This window comes from Sulfitobacter sp. R86518 (genome assembly GCF_042466275.1).
GTDB lineage: Bacteria > Pseudomonadota > Alphaproteobacteria > Rhodobacterales > Rhodobacteraceae > Sulfitobacter > Sulfitobacter pontiacus.
Window position 1 is genome coordinate 697,462 of record NZ_JAXHCA010000005.1, and the last position, 23,003, is coordinate 720,464.

The window sequence follows — 23,003 nt, forward strand, 5'->3', positions numbered from 1 at the left end:
CAGGCCCGTCCCGCCGGCCCCAAGCTCTTTGCTTATGGGTGACATGGGCCGGTGGGACGTGCAACCGCGCGGTTAGGCATCGGTCTTGCCGCGCGCGGTGGCGCGACCATAGGCGGGGCGCGCGTGGATCATCTCGACAAAGCCAGCGAGTGCGGGATAATCCTTGGCGCGGCCCTGCTGCATCGCGATCTCTGCCGGAAAGCTGAGCATGATATCCGCCGCCGACAGCGTATCCTGCACAAAATGCCCCGAGGCCCGCACGCGGCTGTTCATGTAGCTGTAGTGGTTGTCCAGTTCAGACGCGATGCGCGGATGCAGCGGTGCACCGGCGTCGCCCAAACGGCTGACATAGAGGTTCAGCAGGATCGGCGTCATCGCGGACCCTTCGGCGAAATGCATCAGTTCAAGGTGCTGCAGATAGGCGGCGCTGTCACGATCGGGGATCATCTGCGGCGCGAAACGGGTGCAAAGCACCTCGGTGATGGCCGCGCTCTCGGCGATCAGCGTGCCGTCGATCTCGACCATGGGGGATTTGCCCAAGGGGTGCACGAGCTTTAGCTCGGGCGGGGCGAGGTTGGTCTTGGCATCGCGGGTATAGGGAATGACATCATAAGGCGCGCCGATTTCTTCGAGCAGCCACAAAATGCGATGAGAGCGGGACCGGTTCAGGTGGTGGATTTTGATCATGACGCTGATGATAGCGTGTTGCAGGCGGATGGGTAGTGGGCATGCATCCCCCGCGCCGTATTTGACAAGCGGCGCGGGGGCTTCAGGTCAGGTCAGACGGTGGCGCAGCGCGGGTAGGCGCGACAGGATCAACACATCGACCGCCAGCACGCTCAGCAGCACGGCCCCGGCCATGGGAAAGGCCATCGACACGAACAGCCCGACCAGCACGGCACCCTGCCACAACGGCAGCTCTGACGGCATGGGCGGGGCGGACAGGCGGCCAGCGGCGGTAGGGCGACGCTTCCACCAAAGCACCAGCGCACTGACGCAGAGGAACAGCACCGACAGGCAGACCAGCGTATTGGCCAGCACGCTCAGCAGCCCCAACGTGCCCATGTGCAGCGCAATCCCCACTGCCATGGCTTTGCCCGCAAGCGAATAATCGGCATAGCGCACATCGGCGAGGATATTGCCGCTGTGCTGGTCGATATGCACGGTGCGGTCCGACATCGGGTCGGTGCTGTCGGTGTTCATGGAATCGCGGCTCAGCGTCCAGACGCCGGTATCGTTCTGCGGCAGGTTCATCTGATAGCGCGCGTCAAAGCCGATCTCGCGCGCCAATGCATCGATGCTGTCAATCGTGACGGCCCCTTCAATGCCCGCCTCCCCAGCCGCGCTACCAGAGGCAGGCATCGGCGTTTGTTCCAGCGCCCAAGGAACCTCGCGGCGGTGGTGGTTCATGCTGGCGTGGATGTCGTCCGAGAGGGGCACGGCGTCCCATTTCTCGGCGGGGAACTGGCTCCAGGCTTGCACCATCTTGCCGCCCCAGATGCCCGCCCAGGACAGGCCCGAGATCAGGAACAGCACCAGAAAGGCCGATACCCAGATGCCCACAACACCATGCAGCGATTTCCACATCGCACGGCCCTTGGTGAAACGTGGCAGCAGCGTCCCGCGCCAGCCTGCACCACGCGGCCACCACATATAAAGCCCCGTGGCAATCAGCACCAAGGCGATCGAGGCCGCGGCTTCAATCATGCGATCACCGGTCACCCCCAGCATCAGATCACTGTGGATGCCATCCGCGAAATCGTACCAGCCGGACCGACGCGGAAAGCTCTCGATCACCTTGGCCGTGTAGGGATCAACCGCAACCATCACCGCATCCCCATCGTGGTCCACGCGGAACAGGGCCGCCAGATCAGGCGCGCGGGGGGCCACATATTGCACCAGCGTGCCGCCGGGCACGGCCTCGACCGCGGCTTGCGACTGCGCCGAGACCGACAGGACGGTTTCCTGCACGGTCACCGGGGTAAATTCACCGTCGCGCCCGTCAATCCAGGCGATCCACAGCATTGCCATGCCGGTTATGGCGAGAACCGACAGAAAGGGCAGCACGAACAGCCCCGCATAGAAATGCCAGCGCCATGCAGCAAAGTAGAGTTTGTTCACGCCGCCGTCGGGTTGCGTGGTTTGGGTAGGGGTCGTCATATGAGGGCTCCAAGCCTAAGGGCCTGCATCATCGGCAGGCGGAAAGAATGAACAGATGGGATAGATGTTCAGACTTGGGGCGGGGCGCGGGTTAGCCGGCTGGGGTCAGGCTTGCGTGTGTGCAGCAGCCGTTTCGCCACAAAGCGCAGGGTTTGCGTTTTCTCAAGCACGGGAACGGGCAGGCCGGTGACCGCTTCGGGCAGCGCCATGGCACCGATCAGGCGGCAGGTCTTGCAATCGGCCATATTGCCTGAGTGCGGGCTATCACCGGTGCCGCATAGGTCCGCCAGCGCGCCGCCATTGGCAACATAGGCTTGCAGCTCGGGCGACAGGTCTACGGGCGCGAAACGATGCGCAAACCCCGATGTCGCAAGCGACAGCAGCACCAGAACGGTGGCAAGCAGTTGGCAGGGGAAGGCGGGCAGAAAGCGCATGTACCTACTGTAGGCAGCTTGGTCGCCCCACACCAGACGCGTTTTGTCGCAAGACGGGGCACCGCGCTGATTTCGCAACAAAAAAGGCCCCGCGGATGCGAGGCCTTTGATCGTGTCAGGTCAGTGTCCGGCTTAGTTCGGAATGTCGCCCTTGATGCCTTCGACATAGAAGTTCATGCCCGCCAGCGTGCCGTCATCGGCTGTTTCGCCTTCCGCCAGGAAATCGGAGCCGTCCTGCTTTTTCAGCGGGCCGGTGAACGGGTGGTAGGACCCATCCGCGATCGATGCTTTCAGCGCCAGCGCTTCTTCTTTTACGTCAGCAGACACGGCGTCCGTAATCTCGCCGATACCAACCATGCCGGCACCGATGCCGTCCCATGTGTCTTTGCTTTCCCATGTGCCATCCATGACCGCTTTGGTGCGGGCGATGTAATAGGGGGCCCAATCGTCAATGATCGACGAGACGCGCGGCTTGGGCGCGTATTGCGCCATGTCGGACGCCTGACCAAAGGTGATCACGTCGCCCGCTTCTTGCGCCGCCGCCTGAGGTGCTGTGGAATCGGTGTGTTGCAGGACAACATCCGCACCCTGTTCGATCAGAACCTTGGCCGCATCTGCTTCTTTGGCGGGGTCAAACCATGTGTAGGCCCAGACAATCTTGAACTCGACATCGGGGTTCACCTTCTTGGCGTGAATATAGGCCGAGTTGATGCCACGGATCACTTCGGGGATCGGGAAGGACCCGATATAGCCGATGATGTTCGATTTGGTCATCTTGCCCGCGATGTGACCCTGAATGGCGCGACCTTCGTAGAAACGCGCGGAATAGGTCGACACGTTGTCGGCGCGCTTGTAGCCGGTGGCGTGTTCGAATTTCACATCCGGGAATTTGCCCGCGACGTTGATGGTCGGGTCCATATATCCAAAAGACGTGGTAAAGATCAGGTCCGCGCCGTCCAGCGCCATCTGCGTCATCACACGCTCGGAATCGGGGCCCTCGGCCACGTTTTCAACAAAGACGGTTTCGACAGCGTCGCCGAATTCTTTCTCGACTGCGAGACGGCCCTGGTTGTGTTCATAGGTCCAGCCGCCATCGCCGACGGGGCCAACAAAGACAAAACCGACTTTGGTCTTGTCTTGGGCATATGCGCCGCCCGCAAGCCCAAGCGCCAGTGCCGCGCTGGCCATAAGTGTGGTGAAGTTCATAACGTAGTCCCCTGAGTAACGCGCCTTTTATCCGGCGCTTGAAGATAGGCCCCTAGTGAGAGGCGTGGAAAGTGCGGCCCAGCGATGCCGGAGCAGCGCTTTTATCCGCGGAAAGGATCACCAGCACAAGGATGGTGATGATGTAGGGCGACATTGCCAGATACTCGACCGGAATGGCAACGCCCGCGCCTTGCAGATTCAGCTGAAGCTGCGTGATACCGCCAAAAAGATAGGCACCCAGTAACAGCCGCCAGGGCTTCCAACTGGCAAAAACCACCAGCGCAAGGGCGATCCAGCCCACACCGGCGGTCATGCCTTCTGTCCATTGGGGCACACGGATCAGGCTGATGTAGGCCCCGCCCAGACCGGCACAGGCCCCGCCGAACATGATCGCCAGCGTGCGGATGCGCACCACCTTGTAGCCAAGAGCGTGGGCCGCCTCGTGGCTTTCGCCGACAGCGCGCAGGATCAGCCCCATGCGGGTGAATTTCAGCACTGCCCAAACGGCGACGACCAGCGCAAAGCCCAAGTACAGAATAATGTCATGGGAAAAGAAGATCGGCCCGATGACGGGGATGTCATGCAGCGGGCCAAAGTTCACATCCGGCAGGCGCGGTGGTTTGATCCCGACATAGCTTTGCCCCAGCAACGCCGAAAACCCCAGCCCGAACAGCGTCAGCGCCAAGCCCGATGCGACCTGATTGGCCAGCGTAATCTGCGTCAGGAAGGCGAACAGCAGGCTCAGCAACGCGCCCCCCACGGCCGCGGCGGCAAAGCCCAATAGGGGCGATCCGGTTTCAACGGCGGTCGCAAAGCCGCAGATCGCGCCGATGATCATCATCCCTTCGACCCCAAGGTTCAGCACGCCGGATTTCTCGACCACCAGCTCGCCCAAAGCGGCAAAGATCAGCGGCGTTGCCGCCACCAGAAAGCCCGCGACAAAGAGCACCGGATTGATTGCAGACAGATCCATTACGCGACCTCCGTCCGGCCAAGGCGCAGCCGGTAATGGGTGAAAAGATCAAAGGCGAGCAGGAAGAATAGCAACATCCCCTGAAACACCTGAATGGCGGCGGCAGGCAGTCCCAACTGGCTTTGCGCGATGTCGCCCCCGATATAGGTCAGCGCCATCAGAGCACCGGCCAACAGGATACCCACAGGATGCAACCGCCCCAGAAAGGCGACGATGATTGCGGTGAACCCGTAGCCCACGTTGAAATCGATGGTGATCTGCCCCGCAGGGCCCGCGACCTCGAACATCCCTGCCAGACCGGCCAGCAGACCCGACATGCCCATGCAGAACAACACCAGCCGCGTCGGGTTCACGCCGGAAAACCGCGCCGCCCGCGGTGCCTCCCCGGTCACACGGATGGCAAAGCCCAACCGGTGCCGCGCCAATAAGACATAGGCAAAGATCACCGCGATCAGCGCGGCAACCACCCCCCAATGCATCCCCGATCCCGCGATCAACTCGCCATTATGGGCCGATGCATATTGCTGCAGGTTGCGGCTGCCCGGAAAGCCGAAGCCTTCGGGGTTTTTCAGCAATCCTAGGCTGACAGAGGCGAGGAATTGTTCCGCCACATAGACCAGCATCAATGACACGAGGATCTCGTTCGTCCCGAATTTGACCTTGAGCACGGCAGGAATCATGGCCCAGACCCATCCGCCAAGCGCGCCTGCAAGCACCATCACCGGAAAGATAAAAACACTCTCTGCGGGGTAGAAGGCCAGACCTGCACCGGCACCGCAAATGGCCCCCATGATGTACTGGCCCTCGGCCCCGATGTTCCAGATCCCCGCCTTGAACCCCAGCGACAGGCCAATGGCGATCAAGACCAGGGGTGCTCCTTTCACCAGCAGTTGCGGGCGATAGTAAAAGGCGAAATCGCCGAACAGCGGCTCCCAGAAAATGGTCATGATCGACGCCACAGGGTCTTTGCCAAGCACCGCGAACAGCGCGCCGCCAAAAACCATCGTGGCAATCACCGCCAGAACCGGCGTTGCATAGGAAAACGTCCGGCTGGCCTGCGGCCGTTTCTCAAGCCGCATCATGCCGCGCCCCAGTTCTTGTCATCTGCTTCATTTTGCAAGGTAAACTCCACGGGGGTGTGGGGGTGTGAAACCCCCGCAAGCAACGCGTCAAACATGCGCCACCTCCATCCCGTGGGCCCCGCCCATCATCAATCCGATCTCGTCCACCGTCAGCCCTGCCGCGGCGCGCGGCTCCGACAGGCGGCCCTCGTTCAGCGCGGCGAAGCGGTCCGAGATTTCCATCAGCTCGTCCAGATCCTGACTGATCACGATCACGGCTGTGCCATTCTCGGCCAGATCCAGCAGCGCCTGCCGGATCGCCGCCGCGGCAGAGGCATCGACCCCCCATGTTGGCTGATTGACCACTAGCACCTGCGGATTTTGCAACACCTCGCGGCCGATGACGAATTTTTGCAGGTTCCCGCCCGACAGCGACCGCGCGGCATTGCCGGGGCCGGGGGTGCGCACGTCGAAATCCGCGATGATACGTTCGGCAAACCGTTTGGCGGCGGGCCAGTTCAACATGCCGCGCCGCTCCAGCTTTTCGCGCACGGCACCGGTCAGCATCGCATTCTCGGTCAGGGACATATCAGGGGCGGCGGCATGGCCAAGCCGTTCCTCTGGCGCGGTCAGGATACCCAGACGGCGGCGCGCGGTGGGGCCAAGCTGGCCCACGTCCTGACCCTCGAACCCGATCATGCCAGCGGCGGTCGGCAGCTCGCCCGACAGGGCCGACAGCAATTCATCCTGCCCGTTGCCCGCCACGCCACCGATGCCCAGAATCTCGCCCGCGCGGACTTGCACGGTGATGTCACGCAGCGGCATGCCAAAGGAACTGGGCGAGGGCGCGGACAGCCCCCTCAGGTCCAGCTTCACCGCGCCGGGGGTCTTGCCCGCGCGGGTCGGTGTCTTGAGCGTGCTGCCCACCATCATTTCTGCCATATCCCGTGCCGTCGTCTCTGACGGGGTGCAATGGCCTACCACCTTGCCCAATCGCAGGATCGTGGCGCTGTCACACAGGCTGCGGATCTCTTCGAGCTTGTGCGAGATATAGAGGATCGCGGTGCCCTCGGCGCTGAGCTTGCGCAGGGTTTTGAACAGGATTTCAACCTCTTGCGGGGTCAGAACGCTGGTGGGTTCATCCATGATCAACAGTTTGGGGTCTTGCAGCAGGCAGCGGATGATCTCGACCCGCTGGCGTTCACCGGCAGAAAGGTCGCCGACGATGCGGTCGGGGGCCAGCGGCAGGCCGTAGGCCTCGGACACATCGCGGATCTGCTTGCTGAGGGTGCGTAGTTTGGGCGCGTTCTCCATCCCGAGGGCGATGTTTTCGGCCACGCTGAGCGCGTCGAACAGCGAGAAATGCTGGAACACCATGCCCACACCGGCGGCGCGTGCGGCGCGGGGCTCGTGCGGGGCGAAACTGGCTCCGTGCATCTGCATCGTGCCGCTATCGGGTTTGACCAGCCCATAGATCATCTTGACCAGCGTCGACTTGCCCGCGCCGTTTTCCCCCAGCAGCGCGTGGACCTCGCCCGGCGCGATCCGCAGTGACACGTCATCATTGGCGACAACACCGGGGTAGGCTTTGGTCAGCCCGGAAAGCGCCAGAAGGGGCGTGTCGGTCATGCGCAGCGTTCCTTTTGTGTCAAACGAACCTGTTTATTCGTGCGGGCGGGTTCAAATTGCAAGAGTTGCGTGGCCACCCCAAGCGCAATCGCTTGAGGATGCTTGCCAAATTGCCGCGCGCCGATGGGGCAGGTGATGCGGGCGATCTGTTCGGGGGCATGGCCAAGGGCGGCCAGACGGCTACGAAACCGGGCCCATTTCGTGTCTGATCCGATCAACCCGCCAAAGGCGAAATCGCGTTGCAGCAAGCGGTGGCACAGGTCCAGATCGTCGTCATGGGCCGGTGTCATGATGAAATGCGCAGCGTCATCTTCGGCGCTGTCCAGCGCGGCACCCCAAGGGCCATCGGCACCGCTGACGCCCTCTGGCAGATCATCCAGATACCCGGGGCGCGGGTCGGCGAGTATGACGCGAAACTGCGGCAGCGGGGCCAGAATACGCGCCAGCGCGCTGCCAACATGGCCCGCGCCGTGAATGACCACTTGCCGCGAGGGCTGCCACAGCGGCTCTGCCAACCAGCCGCCGTGCAGGGTAATGGCCAGCGGTGTCGTGCCGCCACTGGCACGGTCGATCTTGGCGCGAAAACTGTCTGCAAGGGGCGGGGCCGCCGGATCAACAGCGCGCAGGTAGATGTCGGGGTAGGTGTCGGGCAGGGCTTCGACTGTGGCGGCGTCGAAACGCTCTGTCACCACCGTCACCGCCCCGCCGCAGCATTGGTTCATCGCGGGGCCAAGGGCGGCGCGGGTCAGCTTGCTGCGGGGGTCGCCCGCCAGCATGGCGGCGGCGTCGCGCATCGATTGCAGCTCAAGCTGGCCGCCGCCGATTGTGCCGGATGCACCGCCCGCCCAGACCAGCATCGACGTTCCCGCCGGACGCGGGGCAGAGCCTTTGACCTGCACCAGAACGATGCGCGCCACCGTGCCATGCGCGGCAACGGCCTGCGCTAGGGCTGCGCGGTCAAAGGGCATTGCGGGCCTTCCCGATGGCGGTCAGCACTGCTTCGGCCGTGGCGGGTGTTTGCAGGTCGCCAAACCCGTCGCCACAGGCGCTCACCGCATCCGACAGCGCCATGAAGGCCGAGATGCCCAGCATCAGCGGCGGCTCCCCCACCGCTTTTGACCGGTAGATCGTCTGCGCGGGGTTGGGTTCGTCCCAAAGCGCCACGTTGAACACATCGGGCCGGTCCGAGATGGCGGGGATCTTGTAGGTCGACGGCGCATGGGTTTTCAGCGTGCCTTTGGCATCCCAGACGAGTTCTTCGGTCGTGAGCCAGCCCGCGCCCTGCACATAGCCGCCTTCGATCTGGCCGATGTCCAGCGCGGGGTTCAGCGATGCGCCCGCGTCGTGCAAGATGTCCGCGCGCAAAATGCGGTTCTCGCCGGTCAGCGTGTCGATCACCACTTCGGTGACGGCTGCGCCATAGGCAAAGTAGAAGAACGGGCGGCCCTTGCCCTTGATGCGGTCCCATTCGATTTCGGGTGTCTTGTAGTAGCCGGTGGACGACAGCGACACGCGGTTTTCATAGGCAGAGGCGGCGGCCTGGGCAAAGCTGATCTCCTCCTCCCCGATATGAACCTGGCCTTGGGCAAAGCGTATCTGGTCTGCGGTGGTCTGATAACGCTCGGCCAGATGGTCGGCGATGCGGTCGCGGATCGTGTCGCAGGCCGCTTGCACCGCCATGCCGTTCAGGTCCGTCCCCGAAGACGCCGCCGTAGCCGAGGTATTGGGCACCTTGCCCGTATCCGTCGCGGTGATCTTGACGACCGAGATGTCAACGCCAAAGCGACTCGCGGCGACTTGCGCGACTTTCTGGAACAGGCCCTGACCCATTTCCGTGCCGCCGTGGTTCAGGTGGATCGACCCGTCCTGATAGACATGTACCAACGCCCCCGCCTGATTAAGGTGGGTGAGGGTGAAAGAGATGCCGAACTTGACCGGCGTCAGCGCGATGCCGCGTTTCAGGACCGGCTGCGTCGCGTTCCAGTCGGCAATGGCGGCGCGGCGTGCGGCGTAGTCTGATGTCTGGGCCAGCCGGTCGGTCAGCGCGTTGATGATACAGTCCTGCACCGGTTGGTGGTAGGGTGTGGTTTGCAGTCCCGTGGGCTGGGGTGGCGTGCTTTCCTGTGGTGCGGGCGGTGCCCCGCGAGAGGCAAGATCCGCCTCGGTATCATGGGGCAGGGCGCGGTGGTCATGGGCCTGTCCGGTTGCGTCAGGCTGCATCACATCGGCGTAGAAATTGGCCCGCCGCACAGCCAGCGGATCAAACCCGAGTGACTGCGCGATATGGTCCATGACCCGTTCGATCCCCACGATCCCCTGTGGCCCGCCAAACCCGCGAAACGCCGTGGCGCTTTGCGTGTTGGTGCGCAAGCGGTGCGAGGTGATGCGGATGTTATCGAGGTGATAGGCATTATCCGCATGCAGCATCGCACGGTCGGCAACGGGCAGGGACAGGTCCATCGCCCAGCCACAGCGGGTGTAATGGGTGAAATCCAGCGCCGAGATGCGGCCAGTGGCGTCAAACCCTACGGTATAGTCGATGCGGAAATCATGGCGTTTGCCTGTGACGACCATATCGTCATCACGGTCATAGCGCATTTTGCAGGGGCGTCCCGTGCGGGCGGCGGCGACGGCACAGGCCACGGCGAGCGCATTGCCCTGACTTTCCTTACCACCAAAACCACCGCCCATGCGCCGCGTCTCTACCCGCACGGCGTGCATCGGCGTGCCAAGCGCCTCTGCCACCTTATGCTGGATCTCGGTCGGGTGCTGGGTGGAGGTATGGACGACCATGTCGCCATTGTCTTGCGGCAGGGCGAGGGCGGCCTGACCTTCGAGGTAGAAATGCTCTTGCCCGCCGATATTGATCGTCCCGCTCAGAGTTTGGGGGGCGGTGGTCAGCGCGGCGGCAGCGTCGCCCTTCTGGTAGATGCGGGGGCCATCCTCGAACCGAGCATCGGCGGCCAGCGCCTCTTCGATGGTCAGGATCGGGGAGGTCGGGGTGATGTCCACCGCCCCAAGCCGCGCGGCGTGGCGAGCGGCAAGGTGGGTTGTCGCGATGACCATGAACACGGGCTGGCCCGCATAATGTACCGCGTCGGTGGCCAGCAGGGGTTCGTCATGGTTTGACGGAGATACGTCATTGTCAAACGGCAGATCTGCCGCCGTCAGCACCGCCACCACACCGGGGGCAGCAGCGACATCGCGCAGGTCCATGCCGTTGAGCGTGCCCGAGGCCACCGTGCTCAGTCCAAAGGCGATATGCAGCGTTGTGGCCGGTGTCGGGATGTCGTCCACGTAACGCGCAGCCCCCGTGACATGGAGCTTGGCTGCATCATGGGGGAGGGGTTTGGCAACGCTCATGCTGTCACCTCGTGCAGGTTCGTGGGCAGGCCGTTCACGTCATGCAGATAGCGCAGCAGCAGGTTCTGGGCGGTCAGCAGGCGATACTGCGCCGAGGCGCGCATGTCGGTCATCGGCTGATAATCCAGCGCCAAGGCATCCATCGCGCGGCGGATCGTCGCCTCGTCAAAAGGTTGGTTGATCAACAGGGCTTCGGTCTGGCTTGCCCGTTTCGGCGTGCCTGCCATGCCGCCAAAGGCGATGCGTGCGTCTGTGATCACATCGCCGGCGCGGGTGATGTTGATACAGCCGCACAGCGCCGAGATGTCCTGATCGAAACGTTTGCTGATCTTGTAGCAGCGCAGGGTGTCGTCGCTGCCGGTGGGGAGTTTCGGGACGGTGATCGCCTCGACAAATTCTCCGGGGGCGCGGTCCTGTTTGCCGTAGTCGATAAAGAAGTCCTCAAGCGGCTGGCTCCGGCGGGTGTCGCCGTGACGCAGGTGCAATGTTGCCCCCATCGCGATCAGCGCCGGAGGGCCGTCCCCGATGGGCGAGCCATTGGCGATGTTGCCCCCGATGGTGGCCGCATTGCGCACCTGCGCGGATCCGTACCGCCGCAGCATCGCGCCCAAGCTGGGGTAGAGCGGGGCAAAATGCGCGGTGAGCGTGGCAAGGGTGGTGGCTGCGCCGATGCGCCAGTGATCCCCGCCATCGGCGATGCCGCGCAGGTCGGGGATCTGGTTGAGAAACACGACCGGCCCCAGATCGCGGAATTGTTTGGTGACCCAGAGGCCGACATCCGTTGCCCCCGCAATCAGGGTCGCATCGGGGTGATCGGCGTACCAACGGGCCAGTTCATCCGTGGTCGTAGGGCGCGAGGTCGCAGGGGGCTGTCCGCCCCCGACCGGCTGCGCCGGCCCCCCCGAGGATTTAAGGCCATCTGGAAGTTTGAGGTTGCGCAGGTGCGCAGGCACGGGGGCGGCCTCGGCGGCTTTGGCGGCGCGGATGATGGGCGCGTAGCCGGTGCAGCGGCACAGGTTGCCGGCGAGCTGCGTGTCGTGGTCCGTGGCCCCGTTCAGATGGTCGGTGGCCATGGTGACGGCAAAGCCCGGCGTGCAAAAGCCGCATTGGCTGCCGTGATAGTCGACCATGGTCTGCTGCACGGGATGCAGGCTGCCGTCAGGTGCCGAGAGCCCTTCGACGGTGGTGACGGATTTGCCGTTGATCTGGGGCAGGAACAGGATGCAGCCGTTCAGGGCGCGGTGACCCTGATCGTCGCTGATCATAACGGAACAGGCGCCGCAATCGCCTTCGTTGCAGCCTTCCTTGGTGCCGGTCAGATGTCGGGTTTCGCGTAGCCAGTCCAGCAGCGTCATGGTGGGGGAGACGCCGGTCAGTGACACGACTTCCCCGTTGAGGAGAAAAGTGATGTCCATAGGGTTCGTTCCGCCGCGGTACCTCAGCCCCTGATCTGCGCGGCGTTCGATGCGACGTAGAACGCGGCGCGGGCAAATGTTGAACGAGGCTAGGCGGGGGCAAGGGGGCTTGGCAAGAGATTTCGTGGCGTCCTGCGCTCAAGGGCGTGTCGTGTTGCTGGAAAAACGGGCGCGGGGTGCCGGTGGGACTGGTGACTGCGGGTGGGCTTGGGTAAGTTGGCCCCATGGCACAAGCACCCCGATTCATTCACCTGCGCACGCACTCCGAATATTCGTTGTTGGAAGGGGCGTTGCGGCTGAAAAAGCTGCCTGATCTGTGCAAGGGGGCCGATATGCCGGCGCTGGCCCTGACGGATACCAACAACATGTTCGCCGCGTTGGAATTCTCGGTCGCCATGGCAGGGGCCGGTGTGCAGCCGATCATCGGCTGTCAGGTGGATCTGGCTTATGTGAAGGTGCAACCGGGGGAAAAACCGCGCGATCCGGCCCCTGTGGTTTTGCTAGCCCAATCCGAGGCCGGGTATGAAAACCTGATGAAGCTGAACTCCTGCCTTTATATCGACAAGGGCGGGGCGCTGCCGCAGGTCACCTTGGAGGAGCTGGAGGCGCTGAACGGTGGGTTGATCTGTCTGACAGGCGGAGCGGGCGGCCCCGTGGGGCAGCTGTTGCAGGGCGGTCAACGTCCCGCGGCAGAGGTATTGATGGCACGGCTGCACGGGGCTTTTGCCGACCGGCTTTATGTCGAGTTGCAGCGCCACCCCGGCGAGGATGGCCAGCCCGTAGCCGAACAGCTGACCGAGCGGGGCTTTGTCGAGATGGCCTATGACATGGGCATCCCTTTGGTCGCGACGAATGACGTCTATTTCCCCAAGGCCGATATGTACGAGGCCCATGACGCGCTGATCTGTATCGCGGATGGGGCCTATGTCGATCAGCAGCACGAACGCCGCCGGCTGACCGCGCAGCATTACTTCAAATCGCAGGCCGAGATGGTGACGCTGTTTGCCGATCTGCCCGAAGCCATCGAGAACACGGTCGAGATCGCCAAGCGCTGTGCCTTTATGGCGTATCGCCGTGATCCGATCCTGCCGAAGTTTGCGGATGACGAGATCGAAGAGCTCAAGCGGCAGGCGCATGAGGGGCTGAAAAACCGGCTGAGGGTGATCCCCCATGCCACCACCGTCGAAGAATATGAAAAGCGGCTGGATTTCGAGCTGGGCATCATCGAGGGCATGGGGTTCCCCGGGTACTTTCTGATCGTTGCCGATTTTATCAAATGGGCGAAAGACAATAATATTCCCGTCGGGCCGGGGCGGGGCTCGGGCGCGGGGAGCCTCGTGGCCTATGCGCTGACGATTACCGATCTGGACCCGCTGCGCTATCAACTGCTGTTTGAACGGTTCCTGAACCCCGAACGGGTCTCGATGCCCGACTTTGACATCGACTTTTGCATGGATCGCCGAGAAGAGGTGATCCAGTATGTGCAGCGCAAATACGGGCGCGACAAGGTGGGGCAGATCATCACCTTCGGGGCGCTTTTGTCCAAGGCGGCGGTGCGTGACATCGGACGGGTGTTGCAGATGCCTTACGGGCAGGTGGATCGCCTGTCCAAGATGATCCCCGTCGAGGGCGTGAAACCTGTCAGCATCGAAAAGGCACTGGCGGATGAACCACGCCTGCGCGAGGAGGCCAAGAACGAGGAAGTTGTCGCGCGGCTGTTGAACTATGGCCAGCAGGTCGAGGGGCTGTTGCGCAACGCATCGACCCACGCGGCGGGGGTTGTGATCGGGGATCGGCCGCTGGACGCGCTGGTGCCGCTGTATCAGGATCCACGCTCCGATATGCCCGCGACCCAGTTCAACATGAAATGGGTCGAACAGGCGGGTCTGGTCAAGTTCGACTTTCTGGGCCTCAAGACCCTGACCGTCATCCAGAACGCGGTAGATCAGATCAAATCCTCGGGCCGTCACCTGCATGTGGCCGCCGACGGGACAGAGCTGTTCGAGCCGCCCGAGGGGCTGATCGACGATATCGCCACCATCCCGCTGGACGACGAGGCCTCTTACAAGCTTTATGCCAGCGCCAAGACGGTGGCGGTGTTCCAGGTGGAATCCAGCGGCATGATGGATGCCCTCAAGCGGATGAAGCCGACCTGTATCGAAGACATCGTGGCCTTGGTCGCCCTGTACCGGCCCGGCCCGATGGAGAATATTCCGGTCTATTGCGAGGTCAAGAACGGCCAGCGCGAACGGGAATCCGTGCATCCGTCGATTGACCACATCCTCGAGGAAACGCAGGGCATCATCGTCTACCAAGAACAGGTTATGCAGATCGCGCAGGTCATGGCGGGCTATAGCCTTGGCGGCGCTGACCTGCTGCGCCGAGCGATGGGTAAAAAGATCGCCGAGGAAATGGCCAAGGAACGCCCCAAGTTCGAAAAAGGCGCGATGGCCAACGGGGTCGATAAGAAAAAGGCGTCTGAGGTTTTCGACCTTCTGGAAAAATTCGCCAACTATGGTTTCAACAAATCCCACGCCGCCGCCTATGCGGTGGTCAGCTATCAGACCGCATGGCTCAAGGCGAACCATCCGGTCGAATTCATGGCCGGCGTGATGAACTGCGATATCCATCTGACCGACAAGCTGGCGGTCTATTTCGAAGAGGTCCGCAAACGGCTGGAACTGCCCTGGGTGCCACCTTGTGTGAACCGCAGTGATGCGACGTTCAAGGTGGTCGAGGGCGCGTTGGTCTATGCTTTGGGCGCGCTGAAAAACGTCGGGGTGGAGGCGATGAAGCTGATCACCGAAGGCCGCAAGGTGGACGGTGTGGACAAGCCCTTTGCCACGCTTTTTGATCTGGCGCGGCGGGTTGATCTGAAACGGGTGGGAAAACGTCCGCTGGAAATGCTGGCCCGCTCCGGTGCGTTCGACCAGCTGGACAACAACCGCCGCCGCGTCTGGCAGTCGCTGGACGGGTTGGTCAGCTATTCCGCCGCAATCCACGAGCAGAAAGCCTCTAATCAGGTGTCGCTGTTTGGCGAGGCGGGGGATGACTTGCCAGAGCCGCGCATCGTGCCTTGCGACGATTGGGAGGCCGCCGAGCGCCTGACCGAAGAGTTCAAGGCCGTGGGCTTCTATCTGTCGGGCCACCCGCTGGACGATTACATGGGGCCGATGAAACGCAAATCCGCTACGGGCGGTGTGCCGTTCCTGACGCTGGACGAGCTGACCGAGAAAGTCTCGGTCAAAGGGGCGATGAATGCCCGTTTGGCAGGGATCGTCGCCGGACGGCAGGAACGTAAATCAGCGCGCGGCAACCGCTTTGCTTTTGCGCAACTGTCGGACCCGACGGGCGCTTACGAGGTGACGCTGTTCTCGGACACGCTGGAACTGGCGCGCGACCACCTTGAAACAGGGTCGAAGGTCGTGGTCATGGTCGAGGCGACGATGGAAAGCGACCAGTTGAAACTGCTGGGCCGGTCGGTGGTGCCGATCGACACGGTGGTCGAGGATGCGGGCAACATGGGGCTGCGGATCTTTGTGGATGATGCGGGGGCTATTCAGGCGGTCGCCGATGTGCTGGCCGGTGCCCGATCCGCGGCGCGCAGCGCGGGCAAGGGGCCGGTACAACTGTGCCTGATGGACCCGACCCTGCCCGGCGAGGTGGAGGTCGATCTTTGCGCCGAATACCCTGTCACCCCCAAGATCAAGGGCGCCATCCGGTCCCTGACTGGCGTGATGGAGGTAGAGGAAATCTGACGCGGCCCATCGGGGCGACGGCAGCTTCCTGGACGAGGCTCCGATCAATAGTGCGGCGGGCGTTCGTTGCCGATAACAACCCCTTCGGAGCCCGCTGCCTCGCGTTCGCCCTCGCGCTGCATCAGCATATGAACCCGCCGTGTCAGGGTCGCGATCTCTGTCTCCTGACGGGCGACGACATCGGACAGGTCATCCACCGTACGGATCAGATGGGCCATTTGTTCTTCGAGCTTATCCATGAGGGCACCTTGCAGCTTGCGCGTTTGCCGTCCTCCTAACAGGTTGTATGGCGTTCGATAAGGGGGGATGCGTGCCGCGGCGGGGCCGCGTCGCTTGCCCTTGGCGGGGGGTTGGGCTAGACGCGAAGCGCGATATTCAGCCCACAGGATGTGATCCAATGGCCAAGCCAAAAAAGACCCCCCGCCCCAAGGCCGAAACGCCAAAGGGGTTTCGTGACTATTTCGGTGCAGAAGTAACACAGCGTGCCGAGATGCTGCATAAGATTGCGCAGGTCTATCATCGCTATGGCTTTGACGCGCTGGAAAGCTCCGGGGTCGAGACGGTGCAGGCTTTGGGCAAGTTCCTTCCCGATGTGGATCGCCCCAATGAGGGCGTCTTCGCGTGGCAAGAGGATGCAGAGGCGGACAAGCCCGGCGACTGGCTGGCCCTGCGCTATGACCTGACCGCACCGCTGGCACGCGTCTATGCTCAACACCGCAACGATCTGCCCACGCCCTATCGGCGCTATGCGATGGGGCCGGTCTGGCGCAACGAAAAGCCGGGGCCAGGGCGTTTCCGCCAGTTCTATCAATGCGATGCCGATACGGTCGGCGCACCGTCGGTCGCGGCGGATGCAGAGATCTGCGCGATGCTGGCCGATTGTCTGGAAGAAGTCGGGATTGATCGCGGCGATTACATCGTGCGGGTGAACAACCGCAAGGTGCTTAACGGTGTGATGGAGGTCGCAGGCGTGCTTGACCCTGCCAACCCCGACAATTTCGCCCACGAGCGCGGCATCGTGCTGCGTGCGATTGACAAGCTCGACCGGCTGGGACTGGACGGGGTGCTGGATCTGCTAGGTAAAGGTCGGAAAGATGCTAGCGGAGATTTCACTGAGGGAGCAAATCTGAGTGTTTCACAACGACAGAAGGATCTTAAAGTTCCTCAGCGCAGGGAGTGATGCTCACAGGGATGAATTTGCGTTTGGTTCTGGCGGTGTGGATGAGGATCCAGAAGAATTTGAGAATTGCGTTCGGGGAATTCACCTCTTCTCTGACGGGAACTACGATGACGCAATTTCGGGGGGCAGCTATAACGAACGTGTACTCGCCACCTTGGACGCTCTTACAGAGGGTTCGAAAACAGGCGCAGAAGGTGTTGAGGAACTTCGAATGATATCTTCACTGCTCGCTGCGCAGGGGTACAACGCTGACCGTATCGTTATCGACCCCTCCGTGGTGCGCGGTCTTGGCTATTACACCGGTCCGGTGTTCGAGGCGGAACTGACCTTCGAGATCCAGGACGAAAAAGGCCGGCCCCGCAACTTTGGCTCTGTCGCAGGGGGCGGGCGGTATGACGATCTGGTCAAGCGCTTCACCGGTCAGGAAGTCCCTGCAACGGGCGTCTCTATCGGCGTCGACCGGCTGCTTGCAGCACTGCAGGCCAAGGGCCGGATGTCGGCGCAGGCCGAAGGGCCCGTGGTGGTGACCGTGATGGATAAGGCGCGCATGTCCGACTATCAGGCGATGGTCGCTGAACTGCGTCAGGCAGGCATCCGGGCCGAGGTTTATCTGGGCAACCCAAAGAACTTTGGCAACCAGCTGAAATATGCAGACCGCCGCGCCAGCCCGGTGGCGGTGATCGCGGGCGGGGATGAATTCGACAAGGGTATGATCCAGATCAAGGACCTGATCCTTGGCGCGAAAATCGCTGAAAGCGCCACGCTGGAGGAATGGAAAGACCGCCCCAGCCAATATGAAGTGGCGCGTGGGGATCTTGTCTCTAAAGTGCGCGAGATACTGGAGCTGAACCGCTGATGGCTACACGATCCGACATCCTCGCCAAGGCCGCAAGCCTGCGCGCCTTGTTCGAGGCGCAGGGGGCCGCGGTGGTGGAACCGCCGATCCTGCAACCCGCCGAGACCCTGCTGGACCTTTATGGCGAAGACATCCGCGCGCGCGCCTATGTTACCTCGGATGCGATGCGGGGCGAACAGATGCTGCGCCCCGATTATACCTTGCCCGTGGTGCAGATGCATATGGCCCATGGCGCGGACCCGGCACGCTACACCTACGCGGGCGAAGTGTTCCGCCGTCAGGAACGTGACCCCAACCGCGCCAATGAGTATATTCAGGCGGGCTACGAAGTCTTTGACCGTGGCGATCCCGCGGCAGCCGATGCCGAAGTCTTTGCCCTGATCCAGGGCGCGTTGGAGGGGCTTCCGGTCACTGCCGTGACGGGGGATATCGGTATCTTGATGGCTGCGGTTGCGGGGCTGGATACATCGGCATCGCGCAAGGCGGCATTGATGCGGCACATCTGGCGGCCCCGCCGGTTCCGTGCGCTGCTTGACCGCTATGCTGGCAAAACGCCGATGCCCGCGACGCGCGCGGCGCTCTTGGCCAGTGACGGTGCGATCACCGCACCACTGATCGGCCTGCGCAGTCTGGACGAGATTGAAACACGCATCGCCGCCTTGCGCGCCGACGCCACCGAACCGGCCCTGTCGCGGACGCAGGTGTCCTTGCTGCTGGCGCTGCTGGATGTGCGTGAAACCATGCCCAATGCGATCAGCCAGTTGCATGACCTTGCCGTCGATATGCCCGCGATCTCGGATGCGGTGGACCGTGTCGCGGCGCGGGAAAAGGCGCTTGCCGCCCGCGGTGTTGATACCGATACCCTGATGTTCGAAGCCAGCTTTGGCCGCGTGTCGATGGAATATTATGACGGGTTCGTCTTCGGCTTCCGCGCGGCGACGCGGCCCGACCTGCCCACCATCGCCACAGGCGGACGCTATGACGCGCTGACACGGCGGCTGGGGCAGGGCGGCGAAATTCCCGCGGTGGGGGGCGTCATGCGCCCCGGACTGATGCTGGAACTGGAGGCAGGCCAATGACGATCAAACTCGGTGTGCCCTCCAAAGGGCGTCTGATGGAGAAAACCTTTGAATGGTTTGCCGCGCGCGGGATCACCTTGCAGCGCACAGGCTCCGAACGTGAATACGCGGGGGCCGTCGAAGGCATTGAGGGCGTGTCGTTGATCTTGCTCTCTGCGGGCGAAATCCCCCGCGAGCTGGCCGCTGGCCGTATCCATCTGGGCGTCACCGGCACCGATCTGGTGCAAGAGAAACTGGCGCTGTGGGATCAGCTTGTCGCCCCGGTAGAAGAGCTCGCCTTCGGGCATGCCGATCTGATCATCGCGGTGCCTCAGGCCTGGATCGATGTTGATACGCTCGATGATCTGGATGCCGCCGCCTCGGCCTTCCGCGACAAGCACGGGTTCCGGCTGCGCATCGCGACGAAATACCACCGGCTGGTGCGGGAATTCCTGCGCAGCACCGGTGTCGCGGATTATGCGCTGGTCGACAGCCAGGGGGCGACCGAAGGCACGATCAAGAATGAAACCGCAGAGGCCATCGCCGACATCACCTCGAGCGGGGAGACATTGCGCGCCAATCACCTCAAGATCCTGTCCGACGGGCTGATCCTGCGGTCACAGGCGACGCTTTGGCGCAGCCGGATGGCAGAGATGGATGATGCGGATCGCGCGACGATGACGGCCCTGCTGGCGCGGCTGTCCTGACGCGCATGCGCGCGGCATCCTGCGGATGCGCCTCCGGCGGGAGTTTAAGGGCAAAATGAAGAGGCACGCGCGGCCCTGCTTCATTTTGCCAAATAAACTCAAATTCCGCGGGGGATGCGTGCGCAGGCGCTGCTGCTAGAGCACGCCGATCTCGGCCAGCGCGCGGTTCAACTCGATGGGCAGAGGCTCTTCGTGGTCGCGGCCTTCGGGCAGATCGGCAGGGGCATCCTGCGGCGCAAGGTAGCGCCACCCCTGAAACGGGCGTTTGAGGCTGCCTTGCACGCGGATGATCTTGGGGTCCAGCACGATCGCGCAGCGGCGCACGCCGTCCGCGCCCGACGTCTCGTCCAGACGCAGGATTTTCTGACGACACTGGATCACACCTTTGATAACCCAGAAGATCGACCCGCCGTTCAGAATCTCGGGTTCGCGTTTGGGCCACATGCGCGTCACGTGACGGGGAAAACCGTCCTCGGTTTGCACGCGTTTTTTTTCCTGCCATGCGGCCAGGTCATCGACGGTTTCCGTGCCGACGGACAACTTGATGAGATGTATATGATTTTTCACAAAATCCTCCTGCGTCCGCCTGCGTCGGACACGACATAATGTAGACGTAAGTGCCGCAGCTTCAACCTGTTGTGCTTGCGCTTTGATTTGGGGTATGGTGAACACCTTCCCAAACAGCCCTCAAGGAATTGAATATGTCACGATTTGCCGCCCCCATTGCCGAACAGATTTGGGACATGAAATACCGTTTTAAAGATGCCGACGGCACGCCGCGCGATGTGACGGTAGAAGACAGCTGGCGGCGAATCGCCCGTGATCTGGCGCAGGTCGAAAAAGCACCGGAAAAATGGGAAGAGGCATTTTACGAAGCGCTGGAGGATTTCAAATTCCTCCCCGCGGGCCGCATCACTGCAGGGGCAGGTACTGCGCGCCGTGTGACATTGTTCAACTGTTTCGTCATGGGCACCGTGCCTGACAGCATGGCCGGCATCTTCGACATGCTCAAAGAAGCCGCTGTGACCATGCAGCAGGGGGGCGGGATCGGCTATGACTTTTCCACCATCCGGCCCCGTGGCGCGGATGTGCTGGGGGTCTCTGCTGACGCCTCCGGCCCGCTGAGCTTTATGGATGTCTGGGATGCGATGTGTCGGACGATCATGTCCGCCGGTTCGCGCCGTGGCGCGATGATGGCCACAATGCGCTGTGACCACCCTGATGTCGAAGACTTCATCGCCGCGAAATCCGACCCCGCGCGGCTGCGGATGTTCAACATGTCCGTGTTGATCACAGACCCTTTCATGGATGCGGTCAAGGCCGATGGCAGCTGGGATCTGCAGTTCAACGGCAAGGTCTATCGCACCGTTCAGGCCCGTGACCTGTGGAACCGGATCATGAAAGCCACGTACGAGTTCGCCGAGCCCGGTGTGATCTTTATCGATCGCATCAACGAGGCCAACAACCTGAGCTATTGCGAAACCATCGCCGCCACAAACCCATGTGGGGAACAGCCGCTTCCGCCCTATGGTGCCTGTTTGCTGGGGTCGATCAATATGGCGCGGATGGTATCCGATCCGTTTGGCGACAACCCTCAGCTGGATGTCGAGGCGCTGAACAAGCTGGTCGCGACCGCTGTGCGCATGATGGACAACGTCGTTGACGTGTCGAAATTCCCGCTTGATGAACAGCAGGCAGAGGCGAAAGCCAAGCGCCGCATCGGTCTGGGTGTCACCGGTCTGGCGGATGCCTTGTTGATGGTCGGGCTGCGCTATGGCTCGGACGCGGCGGCAGAGCAGACCGAGGCATGGCTCAAGGCGATTGCACGGGCGGCCTATCTGGCCTCCGTCGATCTGGCGAAGGAAAAGGGGGCCTTCCCGTTGTTCGAGGCGGACGCCTATCTGGCTTCCGGCACCATGCAGCAGATGGATGAGGATGTGCGCGACGCCATTGCCGAAAACGGCATTCGCAACGCGCTTTTGACCTCGATTGCGCCCACAGGCACCATCAGCCTTTATGCAGGCAACGTCAGCTCGGGGATCGAGCCGGTCTTTGCCTATGCCTACACCCGCAAGGTTCTGCAAAAGGATGGCAGTCGCACCGAGGAAGAAGTCGTCGATTACGCCGTACAAATGTGGCGCGATCTGAAGGGCGATGCGCCCTTGCCGGACTATTTCGTTAATGCACAGACGCTGGCCCCTCTGGATCACGTCAAGATGCAGGCCGCGGCACAGAAATGGGTCGATAGCAGCATCTCGAAAACCATCAACTGCCCCGAAGACATCAGCTTTGACGCGTTCAAGGATGTTTATATGGCCGCTTGGGATCAAGGCTGCAAAGGCTGCACGACCTATCGTCCCAATGACGTGACCGGATCGGTTCTGTCGGTGTCGGAAAGCGCCGATACAGCCCCGGGCGAGGTTGCGGCCCAAGCCACCGCAGAGGAAGGCGGCGAGGTCGTTTATATGTCCGATCCGCTGGACCGTCCGGAAGAGCTTGAGGGCTCCACCTACAAGATCAAATGGCCCGACAGCGAGCATGCGCTGTATATCACCATCAACGATGTGGTGATCGGCGGGCATCGGCGTCCGTTCGAGGTCTTTATCAACTCCAAGAACATGGAGCATTTTGCCTGGACGGTCGCGCTTACCCGCATGATCTCTGCCGTGTTCCGTCGCGGGGGCGATGTGTCCTTTGTCGTCGAAGAGCTGAAGGCCGTCTTTGACCCGCGCGGCGGAGCCTGGATGCGCGGCAAATACATCCCGTCGATGCTGGCCGCTATCGGGGGCGTGATCGAACAACATCTGATCGCCACCGGCTTTATTGCCGGCGAAGGGCAGGGGCTGAAATCCGACCCGCAAGCCAAGGTCGTCGGCCTGGACGCCCCCCGCGGCAAAGCCTGCAGCAGCTGCGGCCAATACGACCTGCGCATGGTCGAAGGCTGCATGACCTGCGGCAGCTGCGGCCATAGTAAGTGTGGCTAATTGGAGTTGTTGGGTGAGGTTTGTCGGACCCATGAAATAATGTCCATTCTTGGGTTTTTTTGACCTCTTGACACAGATCAAATGACCACCGGAAGCGTTGCTTTCGGTGGTTTTCTTTTGCGATCAGTGACTTAGGGGGCTTAATAGGTTCTGCATCTGACCGATGTTGAGACGAGACAGACTTTCGTCACCGGCTTGATCTGCCGGGCTTTTTGTTCC

At 62.2% G+C, this 23,003-nt stretch carries 16 protein-coding genes and 1 pseudogene; 5 read left to right on the forward strand and 12 right to left on the reverse strand.

Annotated features, from left to right (window positions below):
* Positions 1–72: 72 nt before the first annotated feature.
* From SJY36_RS04290 to xdhA, 10 genes are all read right to left on the reverse strand, one after another.
* The gene (locus tag SJY36_RS04290; RefSeq protein WP_005852056.1) at positions 73–687 is read right to left on the reverse strand and encodes a glutathione S-transferase family protein; all 615 of its coding nucleotides are present in this window, start codon (positions 685–687) and stop codon (positions 73–75) included.
* Positions 688–774: 87 nt separating this feature from the next.
* On the reverse strand, positions 775–2,160 hold the full coding sequence (locus SJY36_RS04295; RefSeq protein WP_386173227.1) for a PepSY-associated TM helix domain-containing protein: 1,386 nt from the start codon (positions 2,158–2,160) through the stop codon (positions 775–777).
* A gap of 68 nt (positions 2,161–2,228) precedes the next feature.
* Entirely contained in the window at positions 2,229–2,594 is a 366-nt protein-coding gene (locus SJY36_RS04300; RefSeq protein WP_005852060.1) for a hypothetical protein, read from the reverse strand.
* A 132-nt stretch (positions 2,595–2,726) separates the two neighbouring features.
* Positions 2,727–3,800: a BMP family ABC transporter substrate-binding protein gene (locus SJY36_RS04305; RefSeq protein WP_386173229.1), complete on the reverse strand. Its 1,074-nt coding sequence runs from the start codon at positions 3,798–3,800 to the stop codon at positions 2,727–2,729.
* A 52-nt stretch (positions 3,801–3,852) separates the two neighbouring features.
* On the reverse strand, positions 3,853–4,773 hold the full coding sequence (locus SJY36_RS04310) for an ABC transporter permease (protein WP_074635361.1): 921 nt from the start codon (positions 4,771–4,773) through the stop codon (positions 3,853–3,855).
* Positions 4,773–5,855 (reverse strand): ABC transporter permease, encoded by a 1,083-nt coding sequence (locus tag SJY36_RS04315; RefSeq protein WP_386173230.1) that lies wholly within the window; start codon positions 5,853–5,855, stop codon positions 4,773–4,775. Before SJY36_RS04315 ends, SJY36_RS04310 begins: the two co-directional genes overlap by 1 nt.
* Before the next feature lie 87 nt (positions 5,856–5,942).
* Entirely contained in the window at positions 5,943–7,463 is a 1,521-nt protein-coding gene (locus SJY36_RS04320) for an ABC transporter ATP-binding protein (protein WP_009826324.1), read from the reverse strand.
* Positions 7,460–8,431, reverse strand: a complete 972-nt coding sequence (xdhC, locus tag SJY36_RS04325) for a xanthine dehydrogenase accessory protein XdhC (protein ID WP_386173232.1) — start codon at positions 8,429–8,431, stop codon at positions 7,460–7,462. Before xdhC ends, SJY36_RS04320 begins: the two co-directional genes overlap by 4 nt.
* Positions 8,421–10,826, reverse strand: coding sequence for a xanthine dehydrogenase molybdopterin binding subunit (gene xdhB, locus SJY36_RS04330; RefSeq protein WP_386173234.1), 2,406 nt, complete (start codon positions 10,824–10,826; stop codon positions 8,421–8,423). Before xdhB ends, xdhC begins: the two co-directional genes overlap by 11 nt.
* A complete protein-coding gene (xdhA, locus tag SJY36_RS04335) occupies positions 10,823–12,241 on the reverse strand; it encodes a xanthine dehydrogenase small subunit (RefSeq protein WP_386173236.1) in 1,419 nt (472 codons plus the stop codon). Before xdhA ends, xdhB begins: the two co-directional genes overlap by 4 nt.
* Positions 12,242–12,465: 224 nt before the next feature.
* Between xdhA and dnaE the strand changes: the two genes are divergently transcribed.
* Complete coding sequence (dnaE, locus tag SJY36_RS04340) at positions 12,466–15,999, forward strand: DNA polymerase III subunit alpha (RefSeq protein ID WP_386173238.1); 3,534 nt, start codon at positions 12,466–12,468, stop codon at positions 15,997–15,999.
* 44 nt (positions 16,000–16,043) lie between these two features.
* Here dnaE and SJY36_RS04345 read toward each other — a convergent pair whose 3' ends face one another.
* The gene (locus SJY36_RS04345; RefSeq protein WP_005852080.1) at positions 16,044–16,238 is read right to left on the reverse strand and encodes a SlyX family protein; all 195 of its coding nucleotides are present in this window, start codon (positions 16,236–16,238) and stop codon (positions 16,044–16,046) included.
* Between the two features lie 158 nt (positions 16,239–16,396).
* On the opposite strand from SJY36_RS04345, the pseudogene hisS reads away from it, so the two are divergent.
* The 3 genes and pseudogenes from hisS (at position 16,397) to hisG (ending at position 19,800) form a co-directional block, all read left to right on the forward strand.
* Positions 16,397–18,035 (forward strand): annotated as a pseudogene (gene hisS, locus SJY36_RS04350) (histidine--tRNA ligase).
* Positions 18,035–19,114 (forward strand): ATP phosphoribosyltransferase regulatory subunit, encoded by a 1,080-nt coding sequence (locus SJY36_RS04355; RefSeq protein ID WP_341205370.1) that lies wholly within the window; start codon positions 18,035–18,037, stop codon positions 19,112–19,114. Before hisS ends, SJY36_RS04355 begins: the two are co-directional and overlap by 1 nt.
* On the forward strand, positions 19,111–19,800 hold the full coding sequence (gene hisG, locus SJY36_RS04360) for an ATP phosphoribosyltransferase (protein ID WP_037963380.1): 690 nt from the start codon (positions 19,111–19,113) through the stop codon (positions 19,798–19,800). The genes SJY36_RS04355 and hisG overlap by 4 nt, the downstream gene beginning before the upstream one ends.
* 135 nt (positions 19,801–19,935) lie before the next feature.
* Here hisG and SJY36_RS04365 read toward each other — a convergent pair whose 3' ends face one another.
* Positions 19,936–20,367 (reverse strand): DUF1489 family protein, encoded by a 432-nt coding sequence (locus SJY36_RS04365; protein ID WP_005852088.1) that lies wholly within the window; start codon positions 20,365–20,367, stop codon positions 19,936–19,938.
* 134 nt (positions 20,368–20,501) lie between these two features.
* Here SJY36_RS04365 and SJY36_RS04370 point away from each other — a divergent pair, with 134 nt between their 5' ends.
* Positions 20,502–22,784 (forward strand): adenosylcobalamin-dependent ribonucleoside-diphosphate reductase, encoded by a 2,283-nt coding sequence (locus SJY36_RS04370; protein WP_278375551.1) that lies wholly within the window; start codon positions 20,502–20,504, stop codon positions 22,782–22,784.
* The last annotated feature ends 219 nt before the right edge of the window (positions 22,785–23,003 follow it).